The organism is Terrabacter sp. AAH1 (assembly GCF_054456855.1).
On record NZ_JBTJJV010000005.1, the window covers coordinates 17,266 to 30,728 of the forward strand.

The 13,463-nt window shown below is 71.9% G+C and carries 13 protein-coding genes and 1 other RNA gene; 7 read left to right on the forward strand and 7 right to left on the reverse strand.

Annotation, left to right across the window (positions count from 1 at the left end):
- The first annotated feature begins 2 nt into the window (after positions 1-2).
- Genes ACXR8F_RS09880 through ACXR8F_RS09890 form a run of 3 tightly spaced genes read left to right on the forward strand, consistent with a single transcriptional unit; the run spans position 3 to position 2,602 of the window.
- Positions 3-983: a reverse transcriptase-like protein gene (locus ACXR8F_RS09880; RefSeq protein WP_458800073.1), complete on the forward strand. Its 981-nt coding sequence runs from the start codon at positions 3-5 to the stop codon at positions 981-983.
- Between the two features lie 24 nt (positions 984-1,007).
- Positions 1,008-1,421 (forward strand): rhodanese-like domain-containing protein, encoded by a 414-nt coding sequence (locus tag ACXR8F_RS09885; protein ID WP_458800075.1) that lies wholly within the window; start codon positions 1,008-1,010, stop codon positions 1,419-1,421.
- The gene (locus ACXR8F_RS09890) at positions 1,418-2,602 is read left to right on the forward strand and encodes an O-succinylhomoserine sulfhydrylase (protein ID WP_458800077.1); all 1,185 of its coding nucleotides are present in this window, start codon (positions 1,418-1,420) and stop codon (positions 2,600-2,602) included. Before ACXR8F_RS09885 ends, ACXR8F_RS09890 begins: the two co-directional genes overlap by 4 nt.
- A 76-nt stretch (positions 2,603-2,678) precedes the next feature.
- On the opposite strand, the gene ACXR8F_RS09895 is transcribed toward ACXR8F_RS09890, so the two are convergent.
- Both ACXR8F_RS09895 and ACXR8F_RS09900 read right to left on the reverse strand, forming a co-directional pair.
- A complete protein-coding gene (locus ACXR8F_RS09895; protein WP_458800079.1) occupies positions 2,679-3,773 on the reverse strand; it encodes an ArsB/NhaD family transporter in 1,095 nt (364 codons plus the stop codon).
- A 1-nt stretch (position 3,774) separates the two neighbouring features.
- Positions 3,775-4,524: a YaaA family protein gene (locus ACXR8F_RS09900; protein ID WP_045193264.1), complete on the reverse strand. Its 750-nt coding sequence runs from the start codon at positions 4,522-4,524 to the stop codon at positions 3,775-3,777.
- Positions 4,525-4,614: 90 nt separating this feature from the next.
- On the opposite strand from ACXR8F_RS09900, the gene ACXR8F_RS09905 reads away from it, so the two are divergent.
- Positions 4,615-6,051 (forward strand): RNB domain-containing ribonuclease, encoded by a 1,437-nt coding sequence (locus ACXR8F_RS09905; protein WP_458800081.1) that lies wholly within the window; start codon positions 4,615-4,617, stop codon positions 6,049-6,051.
- An 89-nt stretch (positions 6,052-6,140) separates the two neighbouring features.
- On the opposite strand, the gene ACXR8F_RS09910 is transcribed toward ACXR8F_RS09905, so the two are convergent.
- Positions 6,141-7,115 (reverse strand): hypothetical protein, encoded by a 975-nt coding sequence (locus tag ACXR8F_RS09910; protein WP_458800083.1) that lies wholly within the window; start codon positions 7,113-7,115, stop codon positions 6,141-6,143.
- 207 nt (positions 7,116-7,322) lie between these two features.
- On the opposite strand from ACXR8F_RS09910, the gene ACXR8F_RS09915 reads away from it, so the two are divergent.
- Positions 7,323-7,697, forward strand: coding sequence for an STAS domain-containing protein (locus tag ACXR8F_RS09915; protein WP_458800085.1), 375 nt, complete (start codon positions 7,323-7,325; stop codon positions 7,695-7,697).
- Positions 7,698-7,739: 42 nt separating this feature from the next.
- On the opposite strand, the gene ACXR8F_RS09920 is transcribed toward ACXR8F_RS09915, so the two are convergent.
- Complete coding sequence (locus tag ACXR8F_RS09920) at positions 7,740-8,156, reverse strand: ATP-binding protein (RefSeq protein WP_052677006.1); 417 nt, start codon at positions 8,154-8,156, stop codon at positions 7,740-7,742.
- 67 nt (positions 8,157-8,223) lie between these two features.
- On the opposite strand from ACXR8F_RS09920, the gene ACXR8F_RS09925 reads away from it, so the two are divergent.
- Together ACXR8F_RS09925 and rnpB are read left to right on the forward strand one after the other, a co-directional pair.
- Complete coding sequence (locus tag ACXR8F_RS09925; RefSeq protein WP_458800087.1) at positions 8,224-10,023, forward strand: SpoIIE family protein phosphatase; 1,800 nt, start codon at positions 8,224-8,226, stop codon at positions 10,021-10,023.
- Positions 10,024-10,115: 92 nt separating this feature from the next.
- An RNA gene (gene rnpB / locus ACXR8F_RS09930) (RNase P RNA component class A) lies at positions 10,116-10,511 on the forward strand.
- A 75-nt stretch (positions 10,512-10,586) separates the two neighbouring features.
- Here the strand turns inward: rnpB and ACXR8F_RS09935 are convergent.
- The 3 genes from ACXR8F_RS09935 to ACXR8F_RS09945 all read right to left on the reverse strand — a co-directional run bounded on the left by ACXR8F_RS09935 (position 10,587) and on the right by ACXR8F_RS09945 (position 13,216).
- Positions 10,587-11,429: an aldo/keto reductase gene (locus ACXR8F_RS09935; RefSeq protein ID WP_458800088.1), complete on the reverse strand. Its 843-nt coding sequence runs from the start codon at positions 11,427-11,429 to the stop codon at positions 10,587-10,589.
- Positions 11,420-12,325 carry an NAD-dependent epimerase/dehydratase family protein gene (locus ACXR8F_RS09940; RefSeq protein WP_458800090.1) on the reverse strand — a complete coding sequence of 302 codons (906 nt, stop codon included), beginning with the start codon at positions 12,323-12,325 and terminating at the stop codon, positions 11,420-11,422. Before ACXR8F_RS09940 ends, ACXR8F_RS09935 begins: the two co-directional genes overlap by 10 nt.
- A 162-nt stretch (positions 12,326-12,487) precedes the next feature.
- Positions 12,488-13,216: a TetR/AcrR family transcriptional regulator gene (locus ACXR8F_RS09945; protein ID WP_458800482.1), complete on the reverse strand. Its 729-nt coding sequence runs from the start codon at positions 13,214-13,216 to the stop codon at positions 12,488-12,490.
- Positions 13,217-13,463: the final 247 nt, after the last annotated feature.

Genomic DNA, 13,463 nt, shown 5'->3' on the forward strand with positions numbered 1-13,463 from the left:
CCGTGAGCGCAGGGTCTCGCGCGGTGGGCCGCCGGCTCGTCGTCGAGGCGGACGGCGGCTCACGCGGCAACCCCGGGGTCGCCGGCTACGGCGCGCTCGTGCGCGACCCGGCCACGGGCGCCGTCCTCGTCGAGCTCGCCGAACCGCTCGGCAAGCAGAGCAACAACGTCGCCGAGTACTCGGGGCTCATCGCCGGGCTGCGGGCGGTGCTCGACATCGATGCCGGCGCCGAGGTGCGGGTGAGGATGGACTCCAAGCTCGTCGTCGAGCAGATGTCGGGCCGCTGGAAGATCAAGCACGAGGACATGCGCCGGCTGGCCCTGGAGGCGCGCGACCTCTGCGCGCGGATCTCCGACAGCGGCGGCAGCGTCGACTTCGAGTGGATCCCTCGGGAGAGGAACAAGGACGCCGACGCCCTGAGCAACGTGGCGATGGACGGCAAGCGGGTGCACCGCGTGCTCGTGGGCGACGCGGGCGAGGAGACGGACGCGGCTGCGGGGGAACCCGGCTCGGCGACAGAGGCACCGTCGACGCCCACGCGCCCACTGCGTCTGCTGCTCGTGCAGACGCCTCATGACGACGGCCCGACGGCGGCGATCACCGATGCGGCGCGTCGCCTGGTCGGCGCAGGGGCGGCAGTCTTCGGAGCCGACGACGAGCAGTCGGTGCGGGTCGCGAACGCGGTCGCGGCGGCCGTCGGCACCGGGGCCACGACGACCGGCGACTGGTCGGGGCGGGCACCCGGCGAGGGTGGCGACGCGACGGTCGTGACGGCATACCGGAGCCTCGTGGCCACGGGCGGCACGGCGGTGGCCGTGACGAGCCGGCGCGGAGTGCTGTCGGTGCTCGCCGACGTGCTCGGCACGCCCGTCGAGCGCTTCTGGGCCCTGGCCACCGCGCCGGGCAGCCTGACCGCCGTGGAGGTCTGGGAGGACGGCTCGGCCTCGGTCGCTTTCACCAATCGGACCGACCATCTCGCCTGACGGACGCGGTTTTATAGTCGCTGCATGAGCTATGCCGGTGACGTGACCCCCGAGCAGGCCTGGGCGGCCCTGCGCGACGAGCCCGGCGCGGTGCTCGTCGACGTGCGCACGAGGGCGGAGTGGTCGTACGTCGGCCTGCCCGACCTCGGCCCGATCGGCAAGGAGGTCGTGCTCGTCGAGTGGCAGTCGTTCCCCGACGGCCGCGTCAACGACGGCTTCGTCGGCGCGCTCGAGGCGGCCGGCATCGGCAAGGAGCAGTCGCTCTACTTCCTCTGCCGCTCCGGCGTGCGCTCCGTCAGCGCCGCCGAGGCCGCAACCGCGGCGGGCTGGTCCGAGTCGCGCAACGTGCTCGACGGCTTCGAGGGTCCGCACGACGCCCAGCGCCACCGCACCGTCTCGGGCTGGAAGGTCGCGGGCCTGCCGTGGGTGCAGGGATGAGCGACGACGTGGAGCAGAGCTGGCGCCCCGACACCCTGGCGGTGCGAGGAGGACTGTCCCGCAGCGGTTTCGAGGAGACGTCCGAGGCGCTCTACCTCACGTCGGGCTTCGTCTACGACACGGCCGAGGACGCCGAGGCGGCGTTCAAGGGCGACGTCGAACGGTTCGTCTACTCCCGCTACGGCAACCCGACGGTCACGATGTTCGAGGAGCGGCTGCGCCAGATCGAGGGCGCCGAGGCCTGCTTCGCGACCGGCTCCGGCATGTCGGCGGTCTTCGTCGCCCTGGCCGCGCTGCTCGGCAAGGGTGACCGCGTCGTGTCCTCGCGTGCGCTCTTCGGCTCGTGCTTCGTCATCCTCGACGAGATCCTGCCCCGCTGGGGCGTCGAGACCGTCTTCGTCGACGGGGCCGACCTCGACCAGTGGCGAGAGGCCCTCTCCGAGCCGACGACAGCCGTCTTCTTCGAGACGCCGAGCAACCCCATGCAGGAGCTCGTCGACATCGCCGCCGTCACCGACCTGGCCCACGCCGCCGGCGCCAAGGTCGTCGTCGACAACGTCTTCGGAACGCCGGTCTTCTCCAAGCCCCTCGACTTCGGGGCCGACATCATCGTCTACTCCGCGACGAAACACATCGACGGCCAGGGACGCACGCTCGGCGGGGCGGTGCTGGGGCCGAAGGAGTTCATCGACGGCCCGGTGCAGAACCTCATGCGCCACACGGGTCCGTCCATGTCGCCCTTCAACGCGTGGGTGCTCGTCAAGGGGCTCGAGACGATGTCGCTGCGCGTCGGGCGGATGGCCGACTCGGCCCTCGAGGTGGCTCGCTTCCTCGAGTCGCACCCGAAGGTGACGCGCGTCGTGCACCCGTTCCTCGAGTCGCACCCGCAGCACGACCTCGCGAAGCGGCAGATGCTCGCCGGTGGCACCGTCGTGACGTTCGAGCTCGACGGCGGCAAGGACGAGGCGTTCGCGCTCATGAACGCCCTCCAGGTCATCGACATCTCGAACAACCTCGGCGACTCGAAGTCGCTCATCACGCACCCGGCCACGACGACGCACCGCCGTCTCACGCCGGAGGCTCGTGCCGCCGTGGGCATCACCGACGGCGTGCTGCGTGTCTCGGTCGGGCTCGAGGACGTCCGCGACCTCGTCGACGACCTGCGCCGCGCCCTCGGTTGAACCGACCCACCGCGCGTCCGTGCGTCGGGAACCGCGCGCTCGACGGCGAGACGGGGGCGTATGCCGTTGGCTGGGGTCAGGCGGTCGCGGTGAGGGTGAGGGTCGTCGCCACCACGACCACGACCGCGCACAGCAGGCCGGTGCCGGCGATGCGGCGGGCGGACACCTCGAGCCCGGCCGAGCGGCAGCGCTGCGCCCAGAGCAGGGTCGCCACGGACCCCCACATCGTCACGATCGGACCCGTGTTGACGCCGACGAGCAGGGCGGCCAGCCGGGTGGGCGAGTCGGCCACGGTCGGCTCTAGCGCGAGGTACGCCGGGAGGTTGTTGATGCCGTTGGCCGTCAGCGCGCCCAGGCCGCTCACGCGCAGGAGGTCGCCGACGGTCGTGCCCGTGCCGACGACGGTGCGCAGCCACGCCTCGAGCCCGAACCTCAGAGCGGCGTCGACGACGAGGAAGAGCACGCAGACGCCGACGACGGTCAGCCACGGCATGCGGATGCGCCGGAGCAGCTCGGGGGCGCGCCAGTAGGTTGCCGCGACCAACACACCCGCGGCCGGCACCGAGGCCAGGGCGGGCTGCACGCCCGCGACGAACGCGACCGCGAGGAGGCCGCAGGCGACGCCGGTCACCTGGGTGAGCACGCGGTCGTGCGGCTCGGCCAGCGGGGGAGTCGCGTAGGAGCCGCGCAGGTCGCGCCGGTGCAGCAGCCAGAGCACGACCACGGTCGCGAGGGCGGCCGTCACTGCCGGTACGGCCATGAGCTTGATGTAGCCGAGCGTGCGGACGTCGAGCGCCGCGAACGGGTGCAGCGCGAGCAGGTTCGTCAGGTTGGAGACCGGCAGCAGCAGCGAGGCCGTGTTGGCGAGCCACAGGGTCGTCATCGCAAAGGGCAGGGGAGGGGCGCCGACCTGCCGCGCCACGGTGATGGCGACCGGTGTCAGCAGGACGGCCGTCGTGTCGAGGCTGAGAACGGTCGTGGACAGCACGGCCAGCACCACGACGAGGAGCCAGAGCACGAGGACGTGGCCCTTCGCGAGCCGCGCGGCGTAGTGCGCCGCGACGTCGAAGAGACCGGCCAGGTCGCAGATCTCGGCGACGAGGGTGATGGCGACGAGGAAGACGAGGATCGGTGCCACGCGCTCGACGAGCTGGGCGAGGTCGAGCAGCACGTCAGGACTTCGGGGTGGTGGCCAGCTGCCACGGCTTGCCGGGGCGCGGCGGAGGCGTCAGCGCCACCTCGAAGCGCTCGGACAGGCGCTCGGCCAGGGCCTCGGGGGTGCGCGGAGCCTCGGCCTGCACCAGCTCTCGGGTCACCAGGCCGCGCGTGTGCTTCGCCATGTGTGAGGCGCCGGGCACGGTGACCTGAACCCACCGGTCGGCCCGCTCGTCACGGGGACGCCACACGGCGGCATACGTGCTGGACCGGCAGTCGACGATGAGCTCACGCGGCTTCACCGCGGCGTCGAGCGCGGCCGGCAGCTCACGGCGCCACTCCTGGGAGAGGTGGCCGACCTCGGGGAGGGTGCTGCAGATGTTGACTCGGTAGGCGGGCACGCGGTCGCCGAGGCGCAGCGCTCCGAAGAGGGCGGACACGACGACGATCCAGCGGTTCGCCCGGCGCTTGGAGGCCGGGTCGAGCGAGTCCACGTCGAGGGCGTGGTAGAGCACGCCGGAGTAGACCCGCGAGGCGGTGGCCGTGGGGGCGCTGTGCAGCCGTGTGTTGCCGGCGATGTCGTCCACGAGGTTGGGGTTGAGGTCGAGCAGGTTCGCGGCGTCGGGCTCACCGCTCAGCTTCACGACGGTGTCGACGACCGCCTCGCGCAGCGGGGTGAGCTGCGGGAAGGACAACGAGCCGAGATCGAGCGAGGACCCCCGCCGGGGCCTGGTCTTGCCCTCGGACGGCGGGAGCAGGATGAGCACGGGGGTCAGCCTAGGGAAGCCGGGGTCCAAAGTCCCAAAACGTCCAGCGACGCGCGGATTGCGTACGCGTTGGGTGCGTAGGGTGGCGCCATGGCGCAGCGACACATCGTCTTCCGCCCGGCGACGCAGCCCGGCGACGTGGCCCGGCAGCTCGCAGACCGCTTCGAGGCCGTGCGCCGAGAGCTCGAGGTCCCCGAGGAGTTCCCTCCCGAGGTGCTCGCCGAGGCGAGGTCGGCCGCAGCGGAGGCGGACCTGCCGGACCGCGACGAGACGGCGGTGGCGTTCATCACGATCGACCCGCCGTCATCCCTGGACCTCGACCAGGCCATGTCGATCGAGCGTGACGGCGACGGCTACCGGGTGCGCTACGCCATCGCCGACGTGCCCGCGTTCGTGCGGGCCGGCGGAGCCGTCGACGGCGAGACGCGTCGGCGCGGCCAGACCGTCTACTGCCCCGACAGGCGCGTGCAGCTGCACCCGACCGAGCTGAGCGAGGGGGCCGCGAGCCTGCTGCCCGACCAGGTGCGCCCGGCGTTCGTCTGGGACATCAGGCTCGCCGCGGACGGCGAGGGCACCGCGGTGGAGGTGTCGCGCGCCATGGTCCGGAGCGTGCGCCGCTACGACTACGAGCAGGTCCAGAAGGAGATCGACGCGGGCACCGCCGAGGACTGCCTCATGCTGCTCAAGGAGGTGGGCGAGAAGCGGATCGCCCTCGAGCGCCAACGGGGCGGAGCCAGCCTGCCGATGCCGGAGCAGGAGGTGGAGGAGGGCCAGGACGGCTCGTTCCACATCTCCTTCCGGCCGGTCCTGCTCGCCGAGGACTGGAACGCCCAGATCTCGCTGCTCACCGGCATGGGCGCCGCCGACCTCATGCTCAAGGGCAAGGTCGGCATCCTGCGCACGATGCCCCCGCCCGACCCGCGCGACCTCAAGCGCTTCCACCGGCAGGCAGCCGCGGCAGGGGTGCCGTGGCCCGACGGTATGGCGTACGGCGAGTTCCTCCGCACGCTCGACCGCACCGACCCCAGGCACCTGGCGCTCATCCACGAGGCGACGACGCTCTTCCGCGGCGCCGGCTACACGCCGTTCGACGGCGCGGTGCCCGAGCAGCCGATGCACGCCGCCGTCGCCAACCCGTATGCGCACGTCACGGCTCCGCTGCGGCGACTGGTCGACCGCTTCGGCCTCGTCGTGTGCGAGGCGCTGTCGGCGGGGCACGAGGTGCCCGCCTGGGTGCGTGAAGCCCTACCGACACTGCCCGAGCTCATGGCGACCTCCGACCGGCGCACCAACGCCGTCGAGCGCGCCTGCACCGATGCCGTCGAGGCGGCCGAGCTGCAGCCGTTCGTCGGCCAGACGCTCGCCGGGGTCGTCGTCGACGAGAACGACAAGGGTGTCGTCGTGCAGCTGGTCGACCACGCGGTCGTGGCCCGTGCCGCCGGCTCGGCCAAGGCCGGTGAGTCCGTCACGGTGCGGGTCGACGCCGTTGACATCGCCTCCGGGACCATCACGCTCTCGATCGCCTGAAGGGCCGCCTTCCGCTCCCTGGGCGCGGCTCTCGGGGCCCGGCTCTCAGGACGTGGCTCTCACGGCTTGGTTTATTCGGGGCCCGGTTTTCAGGGCCCGGCGGTCGCTGAGGCCGAGGTCGCGCCCGCGGACCCGGTCGCACCCGCGGACCCGGTCGCGCCGGGGGAGCCTGGCGTGGAGCCACCCGCCGCGGGCGTCGCCGGCGGCGTGGCCGCGGGCGTCTGCGCGGCCGGGCCGCCCGGGTCGGCCGTGGTCGCGACGGAGGGCGTACCGCCCGCGGCAGTCGTCGGGGTGCCGGTAGCCGAGGAACCGGCGCCGGAGGCGGCGTCGGAGCCGCTGCCCGGCCCGGCGGCGGTCGGGCTGTCCGCCGCGGTGCCAGCACCGTCCGGCGCCCCAGCACCGTCGCCTGCCTTCGCATCGCCCGCGGTCCCGGTGGCCGGTTCCGCCGAGCCGTCGACCACCGCGCCGGCGGCCGTGCGACCGCCGAGATCGGTCCCCGTGACAGGGGCCCCCGTCGCGAGCTGCAGCCCGGCGAGGAAGGCGGCCGCCAGCGCGAAGACTGCTCCGGCCATCGCGAGGGTCCGCCGCCGGGTCGCACGATCGGGTCGCGACCACGGTCGGCGGGTCTGGGTCGGGAGCGCCAGAGCCGGGCGTACAGCCGCGACGTCGCGCCGCGCGCGCACCAGGAGCACGACGTCCCGGGCCCGAGACATCGAGGTCGTGTAGAGACTGCCGGCGATCGCGGACACGACGCTGAGGACGGCGGCCCCCGCGATGGTCCCCACGACGCCGAGGCGGGACCCGAGCGCGGCGGCGGTGGCCGCTGCCATCGACCCGCCCAGCAGCTGGGTCAGCGAGAGGTCGAAGAGCTTGGACCTGGGCTCGGCACCGTCGGCGGTGTCGGCGATGTCGGCGCGCTTGGCTGTGTGGGCGGCGTGCAGCGACGAGGGGCGCGCCGTGGCTGTCGCGCGGTCGGCTGCGTCAACGGCGTCAGGTTCGGCGTCGAGACTGCCGGTGGGTCGGATCGGGAGGTCGGGCAGAGGTGCGGTCAGCGGTGGCGTCATGTTCCTGGAGGGGTTGCGTTCGTCTGCGTGCGACGTCGTCGTCTCCCAGTGATGACGAACGAGCCGGTGCGTTCGTTGACGACCGCGCACAAGGCGTGACGTGCCTCACACTCCGCTCGGCCGCATGCGGCATACGTGATTGCCCTATGCCGCAGGGGCTGCGAGGCCTAACGTGGGCGGTGACGGTCGTGCGAGGAGGGGGAGCCGGTGGACGTGACGGTCGACGACAGGGGCGACGTGGTCGTGGCCCACGTGACGGGAGAGCTCGACACCTACACCGTCCCGGACGCCCGGAGGGTGTTCGACGGGCTGAGGGCCACGACGGGGTCCGAGGTTGTCGTCGACCTCCGGGAGGTGACCTTCCTCGACTCGTCCGGTCTCGGTGCGCTCATCGGGCTCTACCACCGTGTGAGCGATGCGGGCGGGCACCTGCGGCTCGTCTGCGCCGGCGTGACCCTGCGCCTGATGGAGCTGATGAACCTCGGCCAGGTGCTCGACATCAGCACCGAGCTCGGCGAGGTCTCGCCCAACGGAGTCTCGCCCACCGGAGTCTCGCCCAACGGAGGAGCGGCGCTCGCCTGAGGCGGCACGCGCGGAGGGCCGACGCGTGAGACCCGTCGGCCGTCAGACGTGTCCGGCGGCGACGGGCTGCAGGGTCAGGTGGAGTCGCACGCGGGTGCGGCCGGGCGGTGCCTCGATCGTCAGACGGTCGCTGAGACGCTGCGCGATGAGCAGGCCACGTCCGCTCGTGGCCTGGCCGGTGGGTTCGCTGACCCGAGGCTTCGACGACGTGCCGTCGGAGTCCTCGACCGTGAAGACGAGCGAGTCGGCGGTGCGGTCGATGCGCAGCACGCCGTGACCGCCACCGTGGATGATGCTGTTCACCGCCAGCTCGTGCACTGCGAGCATGGCGTCCCCGGCCCGTTCGGGCAGATGCTGCTCGGCGACCCTGCGGACGGTCTCACGCACGAGACGCAGGTCCTCCGGGCCGAACTCGACACGGCTGAGCCCGCCCTCGCCGGTGATCGTCGGCCCGCCCACGTTGCCATCGTGCCACTCATGGGACATCTGTGGGACGTCAAGGCCCCTGTGGTGTCAGGATGACGCCATGAACACGACGGCGTGGGACGGCGGCGACGCGTCCTCGACCGTCGCGACCCGGCTCGTGGAGCTGGGGCGGATGGCCGCCGATCTCGCCAGCGCCGTCACCCTGGACGACCTCACCGAGACCATCACGCAGCGGGCGTCCGCCGTGATGGGCGCCTCGCGTGCCGTGCTCGTGGTGCGGGAGGGTCGTCACCGCCTACGCACCATCGGCACGCACGGGCTCAGCCCCCACCTGGTCCAGCAGTGGTCCTCGTTCGACACCCGGGTCCCGACGCCGCTCACCGATGCCGTCCGCACCCGGGAGCCGGTGGTGATCACGACCGTTGCCGAGCTGCTCGAGCGCTACCCCGACCTCGAGGACGCCGCCGAGCGGTTCACCGTGGCCCTGCCCCTGATGTCGCCGACCACCGGCGAGGCGGTCGGCGCGGTCGGCTTCCGGTTCGACGGCCAACGAGGTCATCTGGACGCGGACGAGCTCTCCGTGCTGCAGTTCCTCACGGACATGTGCGCGCAGACGATGCTCCGGCTGCGGGCCGAGGCCGAGAGCGCCGACCGCGCGGCCCGCCTCGAGTTCCTCGCACATGCGTCGCAGGCTTTGGCCGAGTCGCTCGACTACCGGCAGACCCTGCGGCAGGTCGCCTCGCTCGCGGTGCCCACGCACGCAGACTGGTGCTCGGTGCAGATGCTGGACGATGGCGTGCTGCGCACCCTCGCCGTGGCCCACGTCGACCCGGCGAAGGTGCAGATGGCCAAGGAACTGGAGACCCGCTGGCCGCCCGACCCGAACCAACCCGGCGGAGCGGGCGAGGTCGCGCGAACCGGCAGGAGCCTGCTCGTCGAGGAGATCACCGACGAGATGCTCGTGGCCGCGGCCCGCGACGACGAGCACCTGCGCGTTGCCCGTGAGCTGGGCCTGCTGAGCGCGATGTCCGTCCCACTGAGGACCCACGACCGGGTGATCGGCGTCCTCACCTTCGTCGCGGCCGAGTCGGGCCGCCGCTACACGGCCGACGACGTGGCCTTCGCCGAGGACCTAGCCCGCCGTGCGGGAATCGCCATCGACAACGCCGACCTCTACTCCCAGACGCGCCGCGTGGCATCGGTGCTCCAGGCGACGCTGCTGCCCCACGACCTCCCCGAGGTGCCCGGCTGGCAGGTCGGGATGGTCTACCGACAGGCCGGGCGCACCGACGTCGGCGGCGACTACTTCGACGTGAGCACGCTCGCCGACGGCAAGGTCATCGCCTTCGTCGGTGACGTGATGGGCCGAGGAGTCGACGCCTCCGTCGCCGGATCGCGAATGCGTTCCGCGACGAGGGTGCTCGTGACCCAGGACCCTGAGCCGCCAGCTCTCGCATCGGCGATCGACCGGCTGATGACCCACCAGCCACCCACCCCCATGGCGTCGGCGGCATACGCCCTCTTCGACCCGGCCCACGACAAGCTGTCGACCGTCGTCGCCGGGCACCCCCCGCCCCTGCTGCTGCAGAACGGGGTCAGCCGCTACGTCGTCGAGGAGGGGTCGCCGGTCCACGGCATCGGCATCGTGCAGCGGCCTGCCGCTCGCGTGCCGTTCGCGGTCGGCGACCTCCTGCTGCTCTACACGGACGGGCTCGTCGAGCGGCGCGGGGAGAGCATCGACGCGGGCCTCGGACGGTTGCAGGCTGCCGCCGAGGAGATGCTCGGACGCGTCGACGACGACACCGACCTCGACGAGGTGCTGCACGACCTCGCCGAGGCCGTCACCGACCCGGACCGTCACGACGACGTCGCCCTCCTCGCGTTCCGGCGAATGGTCTGAGACTCCCGGGCGCTTCCGGACGGGCTGGTCCGTGGGCCGCGCCGGTGCGCGTTGGGAGCCTGCGGCATACGGCCCCTATGCTGGTCCGCGGATGAGTCGGCCAGGCGGTCGCGTCAGGGCTTCGGCCCTGCCGAGGAACGTCCGGGCTCCACAGGGCAGGGTGGTGGCCAACAGCCACCCGGGGTGACCCGCGGGACAGTGCCACAGAGAACAGACCGCCGGCCGCTTCGGCAGCCGGTAAGGGTGAAACGGTGGTGTAAGAGACCACCAGCGCTCCAGGTGACTGGAGCGGCTCGGTAAACCCCACCCGGAGCAAGTCCAGACAGCGTACGCACGGTGCCCTCGGGCGCCGAGGAGGCCGGCCCGGTCGAGTGCGCGGGTAGGACGCTAGAGCCGGCCAGCAATGGCCGGCCCAGATGGATGGCCGTCGCTGCGTCCCTGGTAACGGAGGCGCGGAACAGAACCCGGCGTATCGGCCGACTCATCCACTCTCAGGCCTCTGACCTACGGTTTCGGCGGGTGATGAGGGCGGGGACCGGAGCCCCGGCCGGCCTGAGCCCTGACTAGGGCAGTGCGGCCGGCGCGATGTCGTCGATGAGCTGCCGCTCAGCATCGGTGAGGGGCGGGATCGCGGAGGCCGCGGCGTTTGCGGCCACCTGCTCCGGTGTCTTGCCGCCGGGGATGGCGGACGAGACTGCCGGGTGGTCCAGGACGAAGCGCAGCGCGAGCTGCCCCAGTGTCATGTCGTCGCGTTCGAGCCGGCGAAGGCTGCCCACCCGTGCGAGGTCGCGTCGGTACCAGTCCTGCTCGGGCCAGTCGGCTCGCACGTCGCCCTCGGGAAACGTGGTGTCGGCCGTGAACTTGCCGGTGAGCAATCCCTTCTGCAGGGGGCCACGCAGCACCGCGCCGATGCCGTGCTCGGCGAGGTAGGGCAGGATCTCGTGCTCCGCTCGCCGGTTGAGCACGCTGTACTCCACCTGCACCACGTCCAGGCCGCCGTTGCTGTTGAGATGCCTGATGTAGTCGATGTCGTCCGTCGACAGCCCGGCCGCACGGACCTTCCCGTCGGCCTTGAGGCGGGCAAGCGCCTCCACGAAGGCCTCCCTCTCCTCGGGCCGGTCCCACCAGATGTGGTCGTAGTAGACGTCCACGTAATCGGTGCCCAGGCGGCGCAGGCTGTCCTCGAGGGCACGGCATACCTTCTCGGGGCGGTCGTAGACCGGTGCGCCGGCGGGGTCGCGATGGTGGCCCATGAGGCCGCCCTTGGTCGCGACGACCACGTCGCTCCGGCGACCCGTGATCACCTTCGCGACGAGCTCCTCGCTGTGACCGTCGCCGTATACGTCGGCCGTGTCGATGAGGGTCACCCCCAGCTCGAGGGCACGCTCCCTGCCGTTCAGGGCCACGGTGGGCTGCTCGCGGCCCGCTCCTCCGGTCGCAGCCGCAGCTCCTCCAGCCATGCGTCGAAGCTGTGCCTCGGCTCGAAGCCCAGCTCGTCGCGCGCTCGGTCCATCGGATACCACGCCGTCACGGGCGCCAGCGACTCCACACCGCGCTCGCCGAGCAGCTCCCGGGCCCGGGGGTGGTACGCGTCGACGACCGACATGGGGTCGCTCACCAGCCGTTCCCCATCGGCCGGTCGGAAGGGCAGCAGTGAATGCACGTTGAAGGCGCCGCAGGTCTTCGTGCCGGTGGCCAAGGCGTTCAAGGATGCCAACACCGCACGGACGACGTCGCGGGTGTCGACCCCTCCGTAGAGCAGCCTGATCCCGTGCCTGAAGAAGGGGTCGGGCACGAACATGCCGAAGCGCAGCGCCACACTCGGTATGCCGTACCTACGGCCGTAGAGCCGGCACAGCTCCTCCCCGGCCAGCTTGGTCCAGCCGTAGATGTCGCCTGGCCGCAGCGGCAGGTCTTCGTGCAGCGACACCGCGCCCGCCCGGCCGCCGCGGTGGTCGCCGTACACACCCATGGTGCTGCTGAAGACAACGCCCCGGCAGGTGCCGGAGGCAGCGGCGGCCTCCCAGACGTTCAGCGTGCCGGTGAGGTTGAGGTCGTAGAACTCGCGGGTCGTGTGGTCTGCCAGGTGGATGCCGTGGATGGCCGCCGTGTGGACGATCATCTCCGCGCCACGCGCGGCGAGGGTCACGTCGTCGATCGAGCGGACGTCGCCCTGGATGAACTCGTATGGCGTCTCGAGCTGGCGCACGTCCTGCAGGACCGGCTCGTGCCCTTCCTCCGCCAGAGCGGGGGCCAGCGAGGTGCCCAGCGTGCCGCCGGCCCCGGTGATCAAGACGCGCATGGTCCGTCCCTTCGCGATCGTCCTCGATGGTGAAGCCTCGACGTGCCCGCCTCGGCAGGGCGCTTCGTCTCAGGCCTCGTCCTGGCCTTACCCCGAACGGACGCGTTCCGATGCCGGCGGGTCGTCGTCGGCGCGCCCGCGGGATGTTCAGGCGGGGCGGAGCTACTGGGCGTTCTCGAGGTCGAGGCGAACGAGGAGGTGCTCGAGGGCGGTCTCGAACTCTTCGTCGGTGTGGTCCTCGGCCAGCGGCGCGCGTAGCCGCGCAACCGTGGGGAACTCGCTCACATCGAGCTCGGCGTCGCGGTTGGGCAGGTCCGCGTCGCCTTCGTCGAGGGGCTCCTCCACGGGTGCCATAGGGGCTCCTTGCACGGCTGCCTCCAGGAGAAGGTGCCCGAGCAGGAAGCTGGTGAAGGAACGGTAGGCGCCGACGGCCTGCTGCTCGGAGAACCCACGGGCTTCGAGCCCGGTGAGGAACGCCTCGACCATGCGCAGGCTGCGAAGGGGTGGCCGCAGCCAGGGGGCAGCCGGGTGGCGCGTCGCGATCAGCGGGAACGCGGCCGGGTGCTCGATGGCCACCCGCCTCACGTTGTGGGCGAGCACCTGCAGGAACGCCTGCCAGCCGTCCACCGGCTGCAGGTGCGCGGTGGTCGGGATCTCGATGGAGTTCACGAGCGCGTCGACGACGGCCTCGAGAAGGTCCTCCCGGCCGTTGACGTAGCGGTAGAGGGCCATGGCCTCGACGTCGAGGGCAGCGCCCAGCCGCCGCATCGTCAGCGCGCTCACGCCCTCCGTGTCGATCAGGCCGATGGCGGTCTCGACGATGCGTTCCCGGCTCAGCGGAAGCCGGGCGGACGAGCCCTCCGCCGCTGCCGGCTGCTCTCGTGACGTGATGGTCCGCTCCTCTCCGTTTGGTCCTCCTGTCTACCTCATGACGGCAGCGCACGATGGCCGACTCGGGAGTTCCGGGAGAGCCTGTGTTGCCTGTGACAGCGGAAGTCTCGGCGCGTCTGTCTGACGGCGTATGTCCTGGGTACAGGACCGCTGACCGCCCCCCCGGCACTGGCGATTCGGAAAAGTTCGCGTCGGAGGTGGGGAGGACGGTGTTAGGCGGGTATGAGCGCTCTCGTACGGTTTACAA